Here is an 18,153-nt window from a genome sequence, read left to right on the forward strand (position 1 = left end):
ATGTTATGTAATGATTAATTTATTGATCACTGAGAAGAGGTAGTTGGTAGATTTTCCAATTTTGGGAATCATTCTAGGATATTATTAGCTTTTGGCTGGATATAGGCAATATTTTCCTTATTTTTTATGGTAGAAGTGCTCCCGTGATTTAATTGACTCTTATGAAAATTATAGTCTTTTATTGATAAGGTGACCTAAAATGAGATGCCTTTGCTGTTGATTGAAGTTCTTTCTAAATAATTGCTTATATTTTCTTTCAATATCGTCCCCGCGACATCATGAATCACAATGCCGAAATCGGGAAGATTACCCTGCGGTTTTTCTTAGGAAGTAATAGAAGGAGTGGTTTCTTTTTTCGAAGTGTTGCTGCAAGCGATAAAGCTGAAAATGCTAAAAAGGAGAAGTAGTTTTATCAGATACGAAATTTACACGATCTGAAATGATATAAATTAGTTGAAATTGCTGGTAAATCGCGTTAGTGATAGCAGTGAAAAGCCCGTAAAGCACCTTTTTTGGTGCTGCGGACTTGTAACGGATAGCACGGTGGCCAAAAAAGCGTAGTGATTTTGGACAAACGCCCTAAAACATATAAAAAAGGCAATAGTTTTAAAATACCTTGAAATTCAGCGTGTACTAGGATGTATAAATGAACAGATATTTATCGAATCTTGGTATTCTTTTGTTCATATTACTTAATTTTAGAATCAAAATTTATAATATGGCTGTAGCGAAACCTTTCAATTTAAATAAATGGATCGAAGAAAACCGGGATACATTAAAACCACCGGTAGGAAACCGAAATTTGTATAAGGAATCTGGAGATTATATTGTGATGATTGTGGCAGGCCCAAATGCGCGTAAAGATTTTCATTATAATGAAACCGAAGAATTATTTTATCAGCTAGAAGGGAATATTAAGGTGCATATTCAGGAAGATGGAGAGAAAAAAACCATGAATTTAGGTCCTGGTGATATGTATTTAAATCCTGGTAAAATGCCACATTCACCAGAGCGGGGAGAAAACTCTTTAGGTTTGGTGGTCGAGCGAAAACGGGCTCATTTAGAAGGAGAAGATGGCTTGCTATGGTTTTGTGATCATTGTAACCATAAATTGTATGAGGTTTATTTTCCGTTACATGATATTGAAACCGACTTTTTAAAGCACTTTAAGCATTTCTACGAAAGTGAGGACTTACGCACTTGTGACAATTGTGGAGAGGTGATGCCTGTAGATCCGCGTTTTGTGGCAGATGAAGCTTAAGCAAAAAAATAACAAACCACACAAAAACAAAAATGAGTCAAATTGCAAAAGATTTTGGAATTGATAAGGCCTTAGAAGAATTAGGGCTACAAGAAATAAATAACGGAACCTCTACCGGAAAAGATTTTTTCTCTAATGGAGAAATTATCGAGTCGTATTCTCCCGTAGATGGTGCGGTGATAGGAAAAGTAAAAGCTACTACGCCTGAAGATTACGAAAAAGTAGTAACCACGGCAGAAAAAGCGTTTAAGGAATGGCGAACAATGCCGGCACCACAACGAGGCGAAATTGTAAGAAAATTTAATGATGAATTACGTCGTTTAAAAGAACCACTTGGAAAACTGGTTTCCTACGAAATGGGAAAATCTTACCAGGAAGGTTTAGGCGAAGTTCAGGAGATGATCGATATCTGTGATTTTGCAGTAGGATTGTCACGACAATTGCACGGTTTAACCATGCATTCGGAACGTCCCGGACACCGTATGTATGAGCAATACCACCCGTTAGGAGTTGTTGGGATAATTTCAGCATTTAACTTTCCGGTGGCCGTTTGGTCGTGGAATACCGCTTTAGCCTGGGTTTGTGGTGATGCCTGTATCTGGAAAGGATCAGAGAAAACTCCGCTTACTTCAGTAGCCTGCCAGAATATTGCAGCCCGTGTTTTTTCTGAAAACGGAGTTCCCGAAGGAATCTCTTGTTTAATTACCGGTGATTATAAAGTGGGTGAGTTAATGACCAAAGATGAGCGAATTCCGTTGATTTCAGCAACAGGTTCCACCCGAATGGGAAAAACCGTAGCGAAAGAAGTAGCCGGACGTTTAGGAAAATCATTGTTAGAATTAGGCGGAAATAATGCCATTATCGTAACTCCAGACGCGAACATCAAAAACACAGTTATCGGAGCGGTTTTTGGAGCGGTAGGAACTTGTGGACAGCGTTGTACTTCTACCCGTCGATTAATTGTGCACGAAGAGGTGTATGATAAGGTAAAAAACGCGATTGTCGATGCCTATAAGCAAATTAAGATTGGAAATCCGTTAGATGAAAACAATCACGTTGGCCCGCTTATCGATAAAGATGCGGTGAAAAATTATCAGGCAGCTTTAGAGAAAGTAGTGGAAGAAGGTGGAAAAGTTTTAGTTGAAGGTGGCGTTTTAGAAGGTGAAGGTTACGAAAGCGGTTGCTATGTAAAACCAGCGATTGCTGAAGCTGAAAACCATTTTGAAATCGTACAACACGAAACTTTCGCACCGGTATTGTACATTATGAAGTATAAAGGCGATGTTGGCAATGCATTGGAGTTACAGAACGGTGTTCGCCAGGGACTTTCTTCAGCAATTATGACCAATAACTTAAGGGAAGCCGAACGTTTCCTATCAGTGGAAGGCTCAGATTGTGGAATTGCAAATGTAAATATCGGAACTTCTGGTGCTGAAATTGGAGGCGCTTTTGGAGGTGAAAAAGAAACCGGCGGCGGTCGTGAAAGTGGTTCTGATGCTTGGAAAGTATATATGCGTAGACAAACCAACACGATTAATTACACCACTGAATTGCCATTAGCACAAGGAATTAAGTTTGATTTGTAAATTCTCACTCAATAGAGTAAAGATTTTCATATAAAATACCTACAAGGACTCTAAGACCTTGCAGGAATTAATCTAAACCTCACAGGTTTTCAAAACCTGTGAGGTTTAAGTTAATATAGAAGAAAATGCTATTTTTTATTCAAGCAGCACTTTTTGTATTTCTTTCCACTTCCACAGGGACAAGGATCATTTCTTCCCGGTTCTTTTTGTTTTATAATCGGTTGTTGATCTTCGTTATTCATTATTAGACGCTGAAAGGCTTCTTCATCAAAAGGGACATCGTCCATATCAAAGTCATCTTCCAGTTCTTCATCCTCAAAAAAACGATCATACAGGCTAAAGTCGTCATCCTCTAGTTCTTCATCAAAGTCTTTAAACTCTTTTTCTAAATAAGCTTCGTAGTCTGCTTTCCAGATTTTATATTTTTTAAACAGATCAGCTTTTGGGAGTTTTGCCTGTTCACGGATAAATTCGGGTTTTTTAAAAGTTTCTTCAATATTGTCAAATTCACCATTTATGCTTTTGGCGACTAAATTTAACTGGTAAAGTTCCTTGATCTGTGGGAGTAATTCCTCCATCCGCAAATCTATGATATCAGCAATGATAAGTCCGTAGGCTTCGTGATCTATTAAGTTCTCATTCTGCTTTTCTGCAATAAAATAGAGCAGCAGGTCTTTATAATGGGATTGGATACTTTCCCTTAATGCTGATTTTTCGTTTGCTAAAAATGCAATTCCTTCAGAGACGTATGATTTGGAAAGCCCATAAAGATTAGGAGTTTTTAGAAAGTCGAAAAATTGTTGCAAATTATTTTCCCCAAATGTAAAAATGATCGAAGCAACAACATTGTTTGCAAAATCACCAAAGTAAATTTCATAAAAATCTTCATCCTGTTTTAGGATATCAAAAATTTCTGGTAATGCCTGTTCAGCATTTAATTCTTCCAGTATAAATAAAGTATGTATGGGAAAGAGGAGAAAGTCCATTTCATCATCTTCCATAAAGTAGTCATAACGTGCAATGCTATCGTTTAGTAATTTTTTTAAATCTTCTATAAGGGGTTGGCGCTCCAGTTTAAGGATGGTTTCTAATTTGTTTTTAGGAAAATCGTAATCTTCCTCATATAGCCACTGCATTTGTATAGGAAAATTAAAAACAGGAGCCTTATCGGTTTGCAGGTGCGAACGTCTATCGGTTACTTCTGGGGAGTGGTATTCTTCGTTTTCTCGTTGTTTTCTTTCTGCCGCTTTTATAAGTATATAATGTTCTATACGTTCCCGTACATATTTTGTTTTAGGATGATCGGGGGCAACTTTTACCATCATATCTACCCTCATTTCAGCTTGTTCGATATCGTCTTGTGCCAAAAAATATAAAACCGAGATTTGATTAAAAGCTATAAACTCTTCAATATGAAACTCTTCACGATTGGGATAAAGTGATTTTAGTTCCATCATTTCGCCCAAAACCTCCGGGATTTTCTCTAATTGATCGTTTTCTAAATATTCCGCAGCCAAATTAAGACGCCCAAATAAATAATAGGGATGCTCTTTTACTAACCAGCGGTTGGCTTTAAACGCCTGTTCCATTTCTCCTCGTTCTTTATGTAGCGTGGCCAAAAAGTTTTTTAAAGCCGGCACCCGTGGATATTGCTTAATAAGTCGGGGCAATTTTTTTAGTAGGTATCCTTTGCCTTTAAGAACATCTGGGTGGATGCTTTCAAGAATTTCACGTATTTCTGAATTAATATGGTTTTCATTATCCAATAATTCGTGATCTGAACTTATAGTATAAGTTTGAAGCTGGTATTGAAGCATTTTTTACATTTTGGTTTATTCCAAATATAAAACTACTATAGATAGAATAGAAGATAAATTGAAGTAAAAGTGATGCAATCTCAAAGATTTCTTAGACCTGTGAGGTTTTTAATTTAGCTGTACTTGGAAATCATGGATATAGTAGTTTTTGCCCGCTCATCGATATTAAATGCTCTCATCCTGATAGCTCTTGGGTTGGGAGATCTCGTTTTAAAAATTTCTTGTTCCAATTAAATGCTTCGCGGGCTTGCCCAGAAGATTGTTACTTATTACTAAAAAATGCCGGTTTCTATAGTTTTCGTTTGTGGATAGCTTCAAAAAATTCGTTTTTATAAGTATCGCCAAGCGGAAGATCTTTGCCGTTAACCCACACCTCATAGTTATCTGTTTTTTCAACTTTATCTAGAGCCACGATATAGGATTTATGGACTTTAATAAAGTTGTTTTCGGGAAGGTTTTCCTGAATACTTTTTAACGTACTATAGGTAACGATTTGCTCATTTTTAGTATGGATTACGACATAGTTTTTTATACTCTCTAAATAAAGAATATCGGGTAACGCTACTTTCTGAAAGCGGTTTTTACCATCGGTTTTTACAAAAAAATAATCTTGCGAAATTGTTCTTATCGTTGTCGAAGGATTGTTTTGTTGGCGTTCTTTTACCTTTTCTATGGCTTCAATAAACCTTGGGAAAGCTATAGGCTTTAGCAAATAATCGACAGCGTTAACCTGAAAGCCTTCTACGGCAAATTGAGCATAAGCGGTGGTGAAAATTATATAAGGTGAATAGTTAATAAGCTTAGAAAGCTGTATTCCTGTTAAATCGGGCATTTGGATGTCCAAAAAAAGAATATCCGGCTTTTTTTCCTGAATTTCGCTTAACGCTTCCAGGGATTTATTGCTGGTTCCAATAAGACTAAGCACCTCCAGCTGTTTAATAAATTTTTCCAGTATTCTTATTGCTGGCGGTTCGTCATCAATAATATAGCAGGTAAAGTTTTTAGTTGTCATAATTAAACTTCTCAGTGATTTAACGGAAATTGAAGAAATACCTTGAAATAATTTTTCTCTTCTTCGATGGTTAGCGTATAGGCTTTTCCAAAAATCAGATCCAATCGTTGTCGTATATTTTTATATCCAATCCCTTTTTCGTCATAATTTTCACCTGTCCTAACCGCATTTTTTACTTCCATTTTTAAATGGATATGATCTATACTTACGGCTACATATACCGGCTTTAGTGGATCATCCAAAATACCGTGTTTGAAAGCGTTTTCTATAAAATGAATGAGCAGTAAGGATGGAATTTGATATTCGTCTGGATTTTCAGGAAAATGGGTCTCTATATATAGTTTATTATCAAAACGACGCTTAAAAAGAGCGATATAATGCTGTAAAAATGTAAGCTCGTCTTTTAGCCGGACCATTTCAGCTTCATTTTCGTAGGTGATATAGCGTAGCATTTCTGAAAGCTTTAGAATATCGTTGCTTAAATTTAAATCTACTTCTAAAGCATCGGCATAAAAGCTATTAAGGGTGTTGAATAAAAAATGTGGACTTAACTGTGATTTCAGGACTCTAAGTTCAGCTTGCTTTTTATCTAATTGAAGCTGATGTAGTTCCTGATTGACATTAAGTAAATATTTTACGCCATAAAAAACTAAACTAAGCAGGATAATCCTAAAGGCATAATAAGAATTATCGTAAATGTAGAACAACCATCGGCGTGAGTAATCACTATAATTGTGAGCACCGGTGATCTGGTAAATAATGACTTCTTCTGTAACATATCGAATTCCCGCAAACAAAAAAATAGAAATAACTATCCATCCAATTAATCTTAACCATCGTTTTTGTGGGATGGTATAGGGGGCAACTCCTAAATACACCCAATAAAAAATGAGCGCCTGTAAAAAAAAGAAGCCTATTTTGTGAAGTAGTAACCACAGGCTGAAGGTCTCATATTTTCCCAAGAGAAATTCAAAATACAAATCCATTCCCACAAAAAATCCCCAAAAGAGAAGATGATAACGTATTTCCTGTTTTTCGTTCATAAATATGAAGGTATTTCTTTACTCGACGATCGAGATTAAATGCTCCTGGGCTTGCCTAGAGGTCGTTTACGAACATAAAGATAATATAGCTTCCCGATTAAAGACCCTATAAGTGTATTCCTTTAAAATGTAAGATGAACCTGTGATTTCACACAACAAAATATTTTCTCAAAGATTTTACCTGGATGGTGTTGTAATCCTAGCATTTCGTCAGTTTCTGAATATTTCCTGCTGAGGTTCTGCTAATCTTGTACTCATCAAAAACCGAAAAATATGAGAATTATTCTATACGTAGTATGTATTTGTTTCACTTGTATTCAACTACACGCGCAACATCGACTAAACGGAAAAATTACAGATAATAAAACTGGCGAAGCCATAGCCTATGCAAGTGTTTTAATAAAACATCCGGATAGTAAGGGCATTATAACTTACACTTATTCTAATGAAGATGGAAGTTTTAAACTGGAAGATATCCAATTAGAAGAGCTATTGTTAGAAGTTGATATGATGGGCTATAAGCCTTATCATAAAATTTTAAAGGGAGATACTTTGAATAGCGAAGTCGAGATTAAATTATCTGAAAGCACTAGCCAACTGGAAGAGGTAAATTTAATTGCCAAAAAGAAGGCGGTACGAATGAGTGGTGATAAAATGATTTTCAATTTGGAAAAATTAGGAGTTATTACCAATAGCAATGGCCTGGAAGCCTTAAGGCAGCTTCCGGGAGTAACTTTGGATAAAGATGAAAATGTGCAGTTTCGTGGCAATGTAGATGTGCAACTAATGATTAACGGTAAGCCCACTTTATTAAAAGGTGATGCGTTAAGGGAATATATTAGGTCTTTAAGCGCGCAAAATATTGATAATGTTGAGATTATCGCTCAGCCTTCTGCCCGGTATGATGCATCAGGAACAGCAGGGATCATCAATATTAACCTGAAAAAACCTAAAGCAGCTTCTTTTAGTGGGAATGTATATTCCGCTATAGGTTATGCTGAATATTTTAAAAATAGAAACGGATTGAATCTTTATTATAATGATGCTAAATGGAATATCAACCTGGGCGCCAGCTATAATAAATATAATAGTGTTAACCATCGCAATATTGTACAGACGATTCAGTTGGAAGATTCTGTAAAAGTACTGGATCAACAAAATGAATGGTTGCCCAAAACTATTTCAAAAAATATTACAGCCGGGATAGAGCGTACTTTTGCGAAAAACCATAAAATAAGCACCGCTTTTAATTATTCTAATTCGAATTCCAGTGAACTTACTCTTGGAACGACCAATGAGTATGGGAATGATAATTTATACCGACAGGTAAAGCTTCGAAAAGAAATCGAAGAACCCATTACCAATACCAGTGGGAATTTATTTTACAATTACACCTCTGATAGTCTGGATACGCAGTTGGATATTCAGTTAAATTATGCCGATTATCAACAAAACCAAAGCGGATTTTTACAAAATAAGTATCCTGTAAACCCAACACCTCAAGAAGAGTTTTTATTGGATATTTTTGAAGGGGTTCATTATAAATTATTTACAGTCCAGGCAGATGTCCAGCATCGCTTTTCGAAACAATTGAAACTGGAAAGTGGTGCGAAATTCTCTAAAATCAGAATGAATTATAACAGTGATTATGCCGCGAACGATAGTTCGCAATTATTTATACCAGAGGATTTGCTTACTAATCACTTTATCTATAACGAACATCAGATCTCTGCTTATGCACAGGGTAGCTATCAATGGCAAAAATGGAATATATTGGCAGGAATCCGGGCTGAATACATAGACTATTCCGGTTTTTCTGAACAATTAACCCAAACCAATAGCAATCACTATATCGCATGGTTTCCTTCGATGTCCATTAATTATGAAAAGGAAAATCATCAATACAGGTTAAGCTATAGCCGGCGTATAGGAAGACCAAACTATTTAGATTTAAACCCTTATTATCAATACCTGGATCCTTATACCTTACAAAAAGGAAACCCTGCCCTGCAACCTCAATTTTACCATAGTTTTGAAGTCAATTATATTTACAAAAATGCAATGAGTGCCAGCGTATATGGTAATTTCTACAATGATCAACTTACCTCGGTAATCGATTATCGGGAAAACGAAAATTACAATCTTTTATTTACGGCCAATGGCGCAACAGGTAACCGCCTGGGAATTTCTTTAAATCTACCTTATGAACCGACTGACTGGTGGAATTTTCAGTTTAGTTTTGATGGCTACCATACACGAGAACAATCCCAAATTACAGATTTTAGCTATGATCGTTCTGGTTTTGGATACAGTATGGAAATGTACCATAATGTTACTTTAAAAGATAATTGGACGCTTAATGCATCTGCTTTTTATAGCGGAAGGTCACAAAGCGGTAACAGTATCATGAAACCACTTTATGATTTTAGTTTGAACATAAAAAAAATGTTATTGGATGATATGTTGAAATTAGAACTAAGCTGCCAGAATATCCTGAAAAAATCGATGTGGAATTCAGTAGTCCAACAGGAAAACGTAACGACCCATTGGATAAACCGCTGGGAAACCCGTAAGTTTACATTTGGTGTAACCTACAATTTTGGAAAAGGTAAATCTAAAAAAGTAAAATCTACCTCACTCCAGGAAGAAAGCAGCAGGATGTAAATCTTTTTTACAATTAATATATCAATTAGTTTTTCGATGCGATAGTAACGTAATTGCTAAAGCTATGGCAAAAAACAAAGTAGCCGCTTTCGGCTACTTTGTTTTCTTTACGTATTGGGTAAGGATTACGATCTGTTGTCCTTCAACACGCCCTTCAATTTGTTCGGCGTTATCCCAAACCAAAGAAATTCGATGTACGGGAGTCCCTCTCTTGGCGGTAAAATTAGCTCCTTTTACATCTAAGTCTTTAATAAGCACCACGGAGTCTCCATCGGCTAAAATATTGCCATTGCTGTCTTTGTGAATGATTTTTTCGCCTTCATCTTCGGTTTCTTCAGTAGATTTTGCCCAGGCTAACGCTTCCTCATCCAGGTACATCATATCCAGTAAATCCTGTGGCCATCCTTCAGAGCGTAATCTATTCAGCATTCGCCAAGCGACAATTTGAACCGGTAGATGCTCGCTCCACATGCTTTCGTTTAAACAACGCCAATGGTTGGGCTCTACTTTTTCAGGATCTTCAATTTGCTCTACACAGGTTTTACAAGCTAAAATAGAATCTTCTTCTGTCCCTTCAGAAGTGGGCGGTACTTGATAAATTTGTAATTCGTGTTCGTAACCACATAATTCACATTTATTACCACTACGGTCTTTTAATCGTTTTTCAAGTACGCTCATTGTATAAAATTTTTGCAAAAATACATTTTATTCTATTTTAGACGTCGGAATATTACATTTTGTTAAAATTAGAGCTTTATTATCGCTAAATTAAAGCAGAAGATTCATCTAAGCCTGAAGTGCAGTTGCAGGAGGGGATTCCGTGAAAACGGAATAAATTCCGAAGAAGTTGAGTATCAAAATTATTGATTTTTGGCGTCTTTTTTATAAATGCTCGTTTTGTGGAAATCATCATGATTAGTCTGGTAAAAAAGGGCAGCTAAAAATTACCAATCTTAACTTCTATTTGTTTTAAATGAATGCATGCCTTGGTTTTCAGGAAGAAATTGGTCTTTTTTATAGCGAATTCTTAAAATTGGCTGCTAAATAGAGGTGATTTCAAATTACATTTAGTCTTAAAACAATGATAACTTCAGTAAAGATCTGCCATAATTTTTTTAATTTGGAGCTTCAATTAAAAAATCAATAATGAGCATTTTCAGTAAAGATACCATCGAGGAAGAACATAAAAAGAAACAGGAAGATTTTCAGGAAGAAGATGTAGAAACGGTTCTTGAAGAAGAGGAAAAAATAAAGTCGAAATTTGAGAGTAAAAATGCTTTAAGGCGATATTTTGATGATGCCCAGCTGTTGTTTAATCTGGTAAGGGATTATGCGAGTGGTGAGTATCGTGAAATTCCGTTTAATATCGTTGCGGCGGTAGGAGCTGCTTTATTGTATGTGCTGTCGCCAATCGATTTAATCCCAGATTTTATTCCGGTGATTGGATATCTGGACGATGCCGCGGTCATCGCTTTTTGTTTAAGTTTGATTGAAAGAGATCTTGCTGCGTATAAAGTTTGGAAAGATTCGAGATCCTAGAGAATAATAAGTGTTCAAAAAATAAGAAAGTCCGCTGCAAAGCGGACTTTTATTTTTCTAATCAGAATTAAAGAATTCCGTTGGGTTCTACCCATTTAAATTCATATTCATCCTTCGGGATGGCGATACGATCTGCAATTCTTGTCATCCTATCTGGTAATTTCATAAGATAATCACGGGCTTTTTCAGCTTCATCGGTAAGGGCTCTCATCTTATCGATCTCCCAGTATTGGTTTAATTTCTTAAGAATTTCGATGTAATCGTAAGTGGTGTACACCCCAAGGCGCTGCGCAGCATTCGAGAAATTTTCAAAAGCCTGGGCAATACCTTCGCCACTTTCTCTTAAAAACTGTGCCGGCATAACGATCTTCTTTTTCATCATATCATGAAAGGCCAACATCATTTCGCTGGGATCGTGCTCAAAAATTGTTTTCACGAATTCGCGATAAGCCATATAGTGGCGCATCTCGTCTCCTGCGATGATATTACACATTTTACCCAGCATTTTATTTCCTTTTTTCTTAGCTAATTGCCCCACTCGTTTGTGAGAAATATTAGTTGCTAATTCCTGGAAGCTGGTATAAACAAAGTTTTTATAAGGATCTCTACCGGTACCAATATCAAACCCATCGTTAATTAAGTGCTGCGTGGTTTTTTCGATTTCGCGCATATTTACACGACCAGACAGATAAAGGTATTTGTTTAGCGCGTCACCGTGACGGTTTTCTTCGCCCGTCCAGTGTCGTACCCATTTAGACCACGGGTTTTGTTCACCATCAGCACGGCGTTGCTGGTCTACACCTTCTACATCCATAAGCCAGCTTTCGTAAGTTGGTAGTGCCTCCTCAGTCACCATATCTCCAACTAACACCACCCAGAAATCATAACCTAATTCTTTCGCTTCTTCACGAATTTGTTTCACGTGCTCTAATCCTTCTTCTCCCTGAAGATTAGGCAAAAGATCTGTAGGTTGCCAAATATTGTCAACTGGGATTAGATATTCGTCTATAAAACCATCTACTTTACTTTCGATAGTTTTCATCACTTCAAGTCTTATATTTTTTAGGGCCATTATTTTTGTATGTTACTGTAAAATAAGAAATTTAATCCTTTTTACAGAATTGTTAGCAATATAAAGTGCAATAACCATGCAAGTAATTTAATTACAAATGCAGGGTTTGCAAATTAAAGGGAAATACATTGAATTACAAAGTTCTAAATCTTTTAGGCTAATAGTTTAATTTCTTCCGTCCTCATTAGGGTATAAGGTATGCACTGGATCACTTTGCCAAACTTGTTTTGTGTCTATCTCTATTGCAGAAATACTTCCTTTAAAAGCAGCACCGGTATCTACATTCCAGATACTTGCTTTGTTTACGGGTAAAGATTCACCGATTCTTGTTACCGGGGTGTGACCAATATAGATTTCATTAAAAATTTGTAGTCGCTTTGGATAAAAATCACTGTTTTTTTCAATTTCAGGATCTAAAGAAATTGCCATTTCCCATAAGGTACGATCCCAGTAAAATCCAGTGTCGTAATATTCGTTTTCCGGACCATGTAGATTGGTAAATCCCGCATGTACAAATAATCGATTTTGGTCGTCTATATAATAGTTTTGCATTTCTGAAAAGAAACGCAGATGTTGTTCTATTTCTTCGGAAGATAATCTGGCGTAGCCATCGATACTGCTTTGACCGCCATGGATCACCCAACGATCGGTCATGGCACCAGTTTTTAAATATTGATGGGTAAGGTCATCGTGGTTTCCTCTTATAAAAATGCAATCAAAATCTTGCGCCAATTCGATAAGATAAGAAACCACATTGGCAGAATCACTCCAGCCATCTACATAATCACCCAGGAAAATGATCGTGTCTTCTAAGGTAATTTTAACCTTATCGTGTAATAATTGTTTTAATGCTTTTAATCCTCCGTGTATATCGCCAATGGCTAGCGTTCTACCCATCCTAACTGTATTTTACTTTTCTTAAAATTCGTGTACTTTCTTTATAATAATGGTAGGCTTCACTACTGTATTTTTTTAGGAAGGGTTTAGCTTCTTCCAATTTTTCCATCGCCTCTCCAAAGCCGTTAAGGTAACAAAGCAAATAAGTAGATGGTAGGTTTTTAACATCCTTTCGCTGATTTTTAGTAAGTGGGAGTAATTTTTTTAATCGTTCTACCAGCATGTTATTGCTGTTGTAAATATGATAAAGGGTGTTTTTATCGAATTTTGGAGGCTGAAAAACCAGCTCACTCTGGATCTCGTAAGTGGCATTATCCTTAAAATGAATGGTAACCTCTTCTAAAGGATAATATTTATAGCTGTTGGGCAGCCCAAGATGTACATATTCCAGAATTTTAAAACTATCAGCATCTGAAGAAATACTCACTTCATCTAAATCTGAATAAAATAATTTTACCTGTTCGTTAATAAGTGCAATGTCTACACGGCTAAAATAAACTTCCCCCTTTGCATATTTCTTTTTTCCCGCCCAGCAAACCACAAAGTATTCTTTAAAAACCTGATACGTAGGATTTAGTTTCTTGTGACGATTTATAAAATCAAAAACCCCGTTTAAGGTTAATTCAATATTGTTCTGCGCATGCTTTTCGATAGCGGCAACAACTTCAGAATTTTCGTCTTCAATTTTAATATCAAAATCTTTGGGCATGCTTATGCTACCATCTCTTAGAAAGATGGAACCACCATAATACTTCCAGATATTTTTTCTAAGCGAACATATTTTCCCGTTATTCGGTCGAATGGTTACTAAGCCAATAACCAGATTATCGGGGAGATGAGGAAACGGGATATTCTCGTACATCACTTTTGGCGGATTGCTTAAATACGCATTAATAAGATTTTGGATCTTGCTATCGTCAAAGAAATCGATACCAATAATTTCATTATCCTCATCCCTAACCCCAATAACAATATAGGAGTTGTTTTTAGGATTAGAATTTGCCAGTGCGCATATATGTTTTAAAAATTTAGCTTTCCCTTCTTTTTCACTTATATTCAGCTGTAACTTTTTATCATAAAAGCTATTCTCGTCGTTGTGCGCTAAAAGGTTTTTAATAAGAAGCCGTTTGTTAATCATATTATTGCTTGTCTACAATAGTGCTGGTAGCCTGTGCAGTGCACATTACAATTAAATCGGCAATATTTACATGGTATGGTCTTGTCACCACAAACCGAATAATATCGGCAATATCTTCAGGTCGTAAAACTTCAAAACCCTGATAAACTTTTTTGGCTTTTTCAGTATCTCCTTTAAAACGAACTTCACTGAATTCGGTTTCCACAAGCCCGGGGTGAATAGCACCTACCCTAATCCCTTTTCCGTTAAGGTCGATTCGCATTCCTTTGTTAATCGCATCTACGGCATGTTTGCTGGCGCAATACACATTGCCATTAGGGTAAACCTCTTTACCGGCAGTAGAACCTATGTTGATAATATGACCTGATTTTCTTTTGATCATCCCAGGGATTACTGCTTTGCTTACATAGAGTAGTCCCTTTACATTAATATCCATCATCGCATCCCAATCTTCTAAAGATCCGTCTTGTATAGGATCCAGGCCATGGGCATTCCCGGCATTATTAATCAGAATATCGATATTGGAGAAATCTGGCGGTAAATTTTCAATTTTTTTAAAGACTTCCTCCTTGTCGCGAACATCAAAACTTAAGCTTAAAACTTCAGTCCTTTTATGTAATTCTTCCTTAAGTTCATTTAATCGTCCTTCTCTTCTTCCGCAGATGATTAAATTAAATCCTTCTTCCGCAAAAATTTTGGCGGTTTCTTTTCCTATTCCACTTGTTGCGCCGGTGATTAGTGCAGTTTTCATTGTTAAATTTTTTTTAAAGCCTAATGTACTAAAGTATTTGCAAGTAAAGGGCTTAGATGAATTAATAAGCGTTTAAATCTTGTTAAAAATCGTTAATCTATATTAAAGTTGGAAATGATTTTAAAATCGCACCGTTATTTAGCCTGAATAAACCAAATCTATTTTTATGAGAAAGCAATTTTTAAATTTTAAAACTTTATTTCTAGTCGTATTTACGGGGTTGGCCCTAACCTCTTGTAGTGATGATGACGATTCTGCTACTGAAGGGGACGCTCGAATTTCTGTGAGAATGGTAGATGCACCGGGAGATTATGACGCTGTAAACATCGATGTTCAAGAAGTTAGAGTGCAAACCGGCGCTGAAGATGATGAAAATGAAGGCTGGGTGGCTTTAGATACTGAAGCCGGAATTTATGATCTACTTGAGCTTACCGGTGGAGTTTCCCAATTATTAGCCGATGAAGAAATTACTCCAGGATATGCCGGGCAGATTCGTTTGGTGCTAGGAAACGATAACACCATAGTAGTAGATGGTGAAGAATTTCCACTGGCAACACCAAGTGCACAGCAATCGGGTTTAAAGTTAAATGTTAACCAGGAGCTTGAACCTGGCGAAGAGTATCTGTATATTTTAGATTTTGATGTAGATAAGTCTATTGTTACTCAGGGTAATGGTGGTTACACATTAAAACCTGTAATTCGTTTATCTGTAGAAGACGATGCCGGAAAGATCGTTGGGAAAGTTCACCCTTCAGAATTTAGAAGTTTAGTGACAGCCACAAATGCTTCGCACAGTATTTCTGCTTATACCAATGCTAATGGTGAATTTGCATTATACGGTGTTCCAGAAGGCACTTACCAGATTACGGTAGAAGCAGACATAATCGCTGGCTTAGAGGCTAAAACTTTCGACAATATTGTGGTAGACGAAGATGAAACCACAGATGTAGAGACGTTGTTTCTGGAATAATGAAACAAACTTAGGTAATAATGGTTATTAGAAAAGGCTGTCTAAAAGGGCAGTCTTTTTTTGTTTTAATTTTTCATCAAGTTTTTGATTTTTATTGAGTGTTATATGCTATAAGCATGTTTTTATGATTCGTACCATGTCGCTCCTGCTTCTTGAGTTGCTTGATCGAATGTCTATAAGAAGTAGTATTAGCGCATTATTTTGATAAAATTGAGTCGATTTTATGCCGTTTTAAGAAGAAGTTTTGTCAGGGAATAAAAAATGACGGGAGATTTTTTAATTTTAAAAAAATATTAATCACTGATACACAATAGAATTTGGTGCAATCCGTTAAATTTATGCTTAAAACAAATAATATAGATTATTGAATACCCGAAAGTTTAATAATATTGAATTTGCTACGACCGCAGTATGGTTGTATATTCACGTTTTAAAATCTAATTAGAATAATGACAGATAATCAATCTTCTTTAGACATCGCCAGTCTAAATGAAAAAATTGAAAGAGAAAGTGCTTTTGTAGATGTGCTAACCGCCGAGATGAACAAAGTGATCGTGGGGCAAAAGCACATGGTAGAGCGTTTACTTATAGGTTTATTAGGGCAGGGACATATCCTTTTAGAAGGTGTTCCCGGGCTTGCAAAAACCTTAGCGATTAACACATTATCTCAGGCTGTTCATGGGTCTTTTAGTCGTGTTCAGTTTACACCAGATTTGCTTCCTGCAGATGTTATAGGGACGCTTATTTATAATATGAAGATTAACGACTTCAGTATAAAAAAGGGGCCAATTTTTGCCAATTTTGTGCTGGCAGATGAGATTAACCGTGCACCGGCCAAAGTACAATCGGCTTTACTGGAAGCGATGCAGGAAAAGCAGGTGACTATTGGTGACGAAACTTTTAAATTAGATAAGCCGTTTTTAGTAATGGCAACGCAAAACCCGGTAGAACAGGAAGGAACTTATCCTTTACCTGAAGCGCAGGTAGACCGTTTTATGCTAAAAACCGTCATCAAATATCCACAATTAGAAGAAGAGCAATTAATTATTCGTGCTAACCTTAAAGGAAGTTTCGAGAAGGTAAACCAGGTGGTGAGTATCGAACAGATATTAAGAGCACAGCAAGCGGTGCGCGAAGTATATATGGACGAGAAGATCGAGAAATATATTCTTGATATCATTTTCGCTACCCGTACGCCAGAGAAATACCGTTTAGAAGATTTAAAACCATTAATTAGCTTTGGTGCTTCTCCCCGTGGTAGTATTAACCTGGCAACTGCAGCAAAATGTTACGCCTTTATAAAACGTAGGGGATATGTGATTCCTGAGGATGTTAGGGCAGTTGTTTACGATGTTTTACGCCACAGAATAGGAATTACCTACGAAGCCGAAGCCGAAAATATAACTTCTGAAGATATTATTGGGAAGATTGTAAACGAGATCGAAGTACCGTAGGTATACACAATTATCAATTGGCAATTATCAAAGACATTTTGGTGATTGATTATTGTTATTTGTTTATTGAAAAATATGGATACCAAAGAGTTACTTAAGAAAGTTCGTAAGATCGAAATAAAAACCCGTCGCCTTAGTGATCATATCTTTGGCGGTGAGTATCATTCTACCTTTAAAGGAAGGGGGATGACCTTTAGCGAAGTGCGGCAATATCAATTTGGTGACGATGTTCGTAATATCGATTGGAATGTTACCGCACGTTATAACGAGCCTTTTGTTAAAGTTTTTGAAGAAGAGCGAGAGCTTACCATGATGCTTGTTGTCGATGTTTCAGGATCTGAATTTTTTGGGACGCAAAGTCAGTTTAAAAAAGAAGTGATTACCGAAATTGCGGCAACTTTAGCATTTTCGGCAACCCAAAATAATGACAAGATTGGTTTGTTGATGTTTTCAGATCAGGTAGAAAATTATATTCCGCCTAAAAAAGGAAAATCTCACGTTCTAAGAATTATAAGGGAATTACTAGAATTTCAGCCAAAAAGTAAAAAAACTGATATTGGTTTAGGCTTGAAATATCTATCGAATGTGATGAAAAAGAAAGCCATTGTTTTTGTGCTATCCGATTTTATGGGTGACGATTACCAGCAAACGCTTAAAATTACCGGAAATCGTCACGATGTTACAGGAATAAGGGTGTATGACCAACGTGAAAAGGAAATTCCTAATATTGGTTTGGTACAGATGTTGGATGAAGAAACCAATGAATATATCACTGTAAATACAGGTAGTAAGGCGGTAAGACGCAGTTATACGGAGTATTATCTGGGGCGTGTTCGATATTTTGAAGAAAGCTTTGCCCTTAGTGGAGCAGGAGTAATTAATACCCGAGTAGACGAAAGTTACGTGAAAAAACTTTTAGGGTATTTTAAAAGGAGAGGCTAAGCGTATA

At 36.4% G+C, this 18,153-nt stretch carries 15 protein-coding genes; 7 read left to right on the plus strand and 8 right to left on the minus strand.

The window, feature by feature from the left end; genetic code table 11:
* Positions 1-718 precede the first annotated feature (718 nt).
* Positions 719-1,261 carry a 3-hydroxyanthranilate 3,4-dioxygenase gene (locus tag L1967_RS06605; protein WP_249600940.1) on the plus strand — a complete coding sequence of 181 codons (543 nt, stop codon included), beginning with the start codon at positions 719-721 and terminating at the stop codon, positions 1,259-1,261.
* A 32-nt stretch (positions 1,262-1,293) separates the two neighbouring features.
* Positions 1,294-2,847 (plus strand): L-piperidine-6-carboxylate dehydrogenase, encoded by a 1,554-nt coding sequence (gene amaB, locus L1967_RS06610; protein WP_249600941.1) that lies wholly within the window; start codon positions 1,294-1,296, stop codon positions 2,845-2,847.
* A gap of 128 nt (positions 2,848-2,975) precedes the next feature.
* On the opposite strand, the gene L1967_RS22350 is transcribed toward amaB, so the two are convergent.
* The 3 genes from L1967_RS22350 to L1967_RS06630 form a co-directional block, all read right to left on the minus strand.
* Entirely contained in the window at positions 2,976-4,664 is a 1,689-nt protein-coding gene (locus tag L1967_RS22350; protein WP_274704551.1) for a DUF1186 domain-containing protein, read from the minus strand.
* 289 nt (positions 4,665-4,953) lie between these two features.
* Positions 4,954-5,676 carry a LytR/AlgR family response regulator transcription factor gene (locus L1967_RS06625; RefSeq protein WP_249600942.1) on the minus strand — a complete coding sequence of 241 codons (723 nt, stop codon included), beginning with the start codon at positions 5,674-5,676 and terminating at the stop codon, positions 4,954-4,956.
* An 11-nt stretch (positions 5,677-5,687) separates the two neighbouring features.
* Complete coding sequence (locus L1967_RS06630; RefSeq protein ID WP_249600943.1) at positions 5,688-6,719, minus strand: sensor histidine kinase; 1,032 nt, start codon at positions 6,717-6,719, stop codon at positions 5,688-5,690.
* Between the two features lie 273 nt (positions 6,720-6,992).
* Here L1967_RS06630 and L1967_RS06635 point away from each other — a divergent pair, with 273 nt between their 5' ends.
* A complete protein-coding gene (locus L1967_RS06635; protein WP_249600944.1) occupies positions 6,993-9,383 on the plus strand; it encodes a TonB-dependent receptor in 2,391 nt (796 codons plus the stop codon).
* A 93-nt stretch (positions 9,384-9,476) separates the two neighbouring features.
* On the opposite strand, the gene L1967_RS06640 is transcribed toward L1967_RS06635, so the two are convergent.
* The gene (locus tag L1967_RS06640; protein WP_249600945.1) at positions 9,477-10,061 is read right to left on the minus strand and encodes a PhnA domain-containing protein; all 585 of its coding nucleotides are present in this window, start codon (positions 10,059-10,061) and stop codon (positions 9,477-9,479) included.
* Between the two features lie 468 nt (positions 10,062-10,529).
* On the opposite strand from L1967_RS06640, the gene L1967_RS06645 reads away from it, so the two are divergent.
* Positions 10,530-10,922, plus strand: a complete 393-nt coding sequence (locus tag L1967_RS06645; protein ID WP_249600946.1) for a YkvA family protein — start codon at positions 10,530-10,532, stop codon at positions 10,920-10,922.
* A 67-nt stretch (positions 10,923-10,989) separates the two neighbouring features.
* Here the strand turns inward: L1967_RS06645 and L1967_RS06650 are convergent, their stop codons facing one another.
* The 4 genes from L1967_RS06650 to L1967_RS06665 all read right to left on the minus strand — a co-directional run bounded on the left by L1967_RS06650 (position 10,990) and on the right by L1967_RS06665 (position 14,780).
* Entirely contained in the window at positions 10,990-11,994 is a 1,005-nt protein-coding gene (locus L1967_RS06650; RefSeq protein WP_249600947.1) for an acyl-ACP desaturase, read from the minus strand.
* Positions 11,995-12,159: 165 nt separating this feature from the next.
* Positions 12,160-12,891 (minus strand): metallophosphoesterase, encoded by a 732-nt coding sequence (locus L1967_RS06655; RefSeq protein ID WP_249600948.1) that lies wholly within the window; start codon positions 12,889-12,891, stop codon positions 12,160-12,162.
* 1 nt (position 12,892) lies between these two features.
* A complete protein-coding gene (locus L1967_RS06660) occupies positions 12,893-14,029 on the minus strand; it encodes an ATP-binding protein (RefSeq protein ID WP_249600949.1) in 1,137 nt (378 codons plus the stop codon).
* A 1-nt stretch (position 14,030) separates the two neighbouring features.
* Positions 14,031-14,780 (minus strand): SDR family NAD(P)-dependent oxidoreductase, encoded by a 750-nt coding sequence (locus tag L1967_RS06665; protein WP_249600950.1) that lies wholly within the window; start codon positions 14,778-14,780, stop codon positions 14,031-14,033.
* A 166-nt stretch (positions 14,781-14,946) separates the two neighbouring features.
* Here L1967_RS06665 and L1967_RS06670 point away from each other — a divergent pair, with 166 nt between their 5' ends.
* From L1967_RS06670 to L1967_RS06680, 3 genes are all read left to right on the plus strand, one after another.
* On the plus strand, positions 14,947-15,750 hold the full coding sequence (locus L1967_RS06670) for a DUF4382 domain-containing protein (RefSeq protein ID WP_249600951.1): 804 nt from the start codon (positions 14,947-14,949) through the stop codon (positions 15,748-15,750).
* Between the two features lie 449 nt (positions 15,751-16,199).
* Entirely contained in the window at positions 16,200-17,204 is a 1,005-nt protein-coding gene (locus L1967_RS06675; protein WP_249600952.1) for an AAA family ATPase, read from the plus strand.
* Between the two features lie 75 nt (positions 17,205-17,279).
* Positions 17,280-18,146 carry a DUF58 domain-containing protein gene (locus L1967_RS06680; protein ID WP_249600953.1) on the plus strand — a complete coding sequence of 289 codons (867 nt, stop codon included), beginning with the start codon at positions 17,280-17,282 and terminating at the stop codon, positions 18,144-18,146.
* Positions 18,147-18,153 lie beyond the last annotated feature (7 nt).

The organism is Zunongwangia pacifica (assembly GCF_023499215.1).
Lineage (GTDB): Bacteria > Bacteroidota > Bacteroidia > Flavobacteriales > Flavobacteriaceae > Zunongwangia > Zunongwangia pacifica.

Coding starts and splice junctions, on each gene's coding strand:
- L1967_RS06640 (WP_249600945.1), bottom strand. CDS start 10,061: ATGAGCGTACTTGAAAAACGATTAAAAGACCGTAGTGGTAATAAATGT.
- L1967_RS06675 (WP_249600952.1), top strand. CDS start 16,200: ATGACAGATAATCAATCTTCTTTAGACATCGCCAGTCTAAATGAAAAA.
- L1967_RS06605 (WP_249600940.1), top strand. CDS start 719: ATGGCTGTAGCGAAACCTTTCAATTTAAATAAATGGATCGAAGAAAAC.
- L1967_RS06625 (WP_249600942.1), bottom strand. CDS start 5,676: ATGACAACTAAAAACTTTACCTGCTATATTATTGATGACGAACCGCCA.
- amaB (WP_249600941.1), top strand. CDS start 1,294: ATGAGTCAAATTGCAAAAGATTTTGGAATTGATAAGGCCTTAGAAGAA.
- L1967_RS06665 (WP_249600950.1), bottom strand. CDS start 14,780: ATGAAAACTGCACTAATCACCGGCGCAACAAGTGGAATAGGAAAAGAA.
- L1967_RS06670 (WP_249600951.1), top strand. CDS start 14,947: ATGAGAAAGCAATTTTTAAATTTTAAAACTTTATTTCTAGTCGTATTT.
- L1967_RS22350 (WP_274704551.1), bottom strand. CDS start 4,664: ATGCTTCAATACCAGCTTCAAACTTATACTATAAGTTCAGATCACGAA.
- L1967_RS06660 (WP_249600949.1), bottom strand. CDS start 14,029: ATGATTAACAAACGGCTTCTTATTAAAAACCTTTTAGCGCACAACGAC.
- L1967_RS06655 (WP_249600948.1), bottom strand. CDS start 12,891: ATGGGTAGAACGCTAGCCATTGGCGATATACACGGAGGATTAAAAGCA.
- L1967_RS06645 (WP_249600946.1), top strand. CDS start 10,530: ATGAGCATTTTCAGTAAAGATACCATCGAGGAAGAACATAAAAAGAAA.
- L1967_RS06650 (WP_249600947.1), bottom strand. CDS start 11,994: ATGGCCCTAAAAAATATAAGACTTGAAGTGATGAAAACTATCGAAAGT.
- L1967_RS06635 (WP_249600944.1), top strand. CDS start 6,993: ATGAGAATTATTCTATACGTAGTATGTATTTGTTTCACTTGTATTCAA.
- L1967_RS06630 (WP_249600943.1), bottom strand. CDS start 6,719: ATGAACGAAAAACAGGAAATACGTTATCATCTTCTCTTTTGGGGATTT.
- L1967_RS06680 (WP_249600953.1), top strand. CDS start 17,280: ATGGATACCAAAGAGTTACTTAAGAAAGTTCGTAAGATCGAAATAAAA.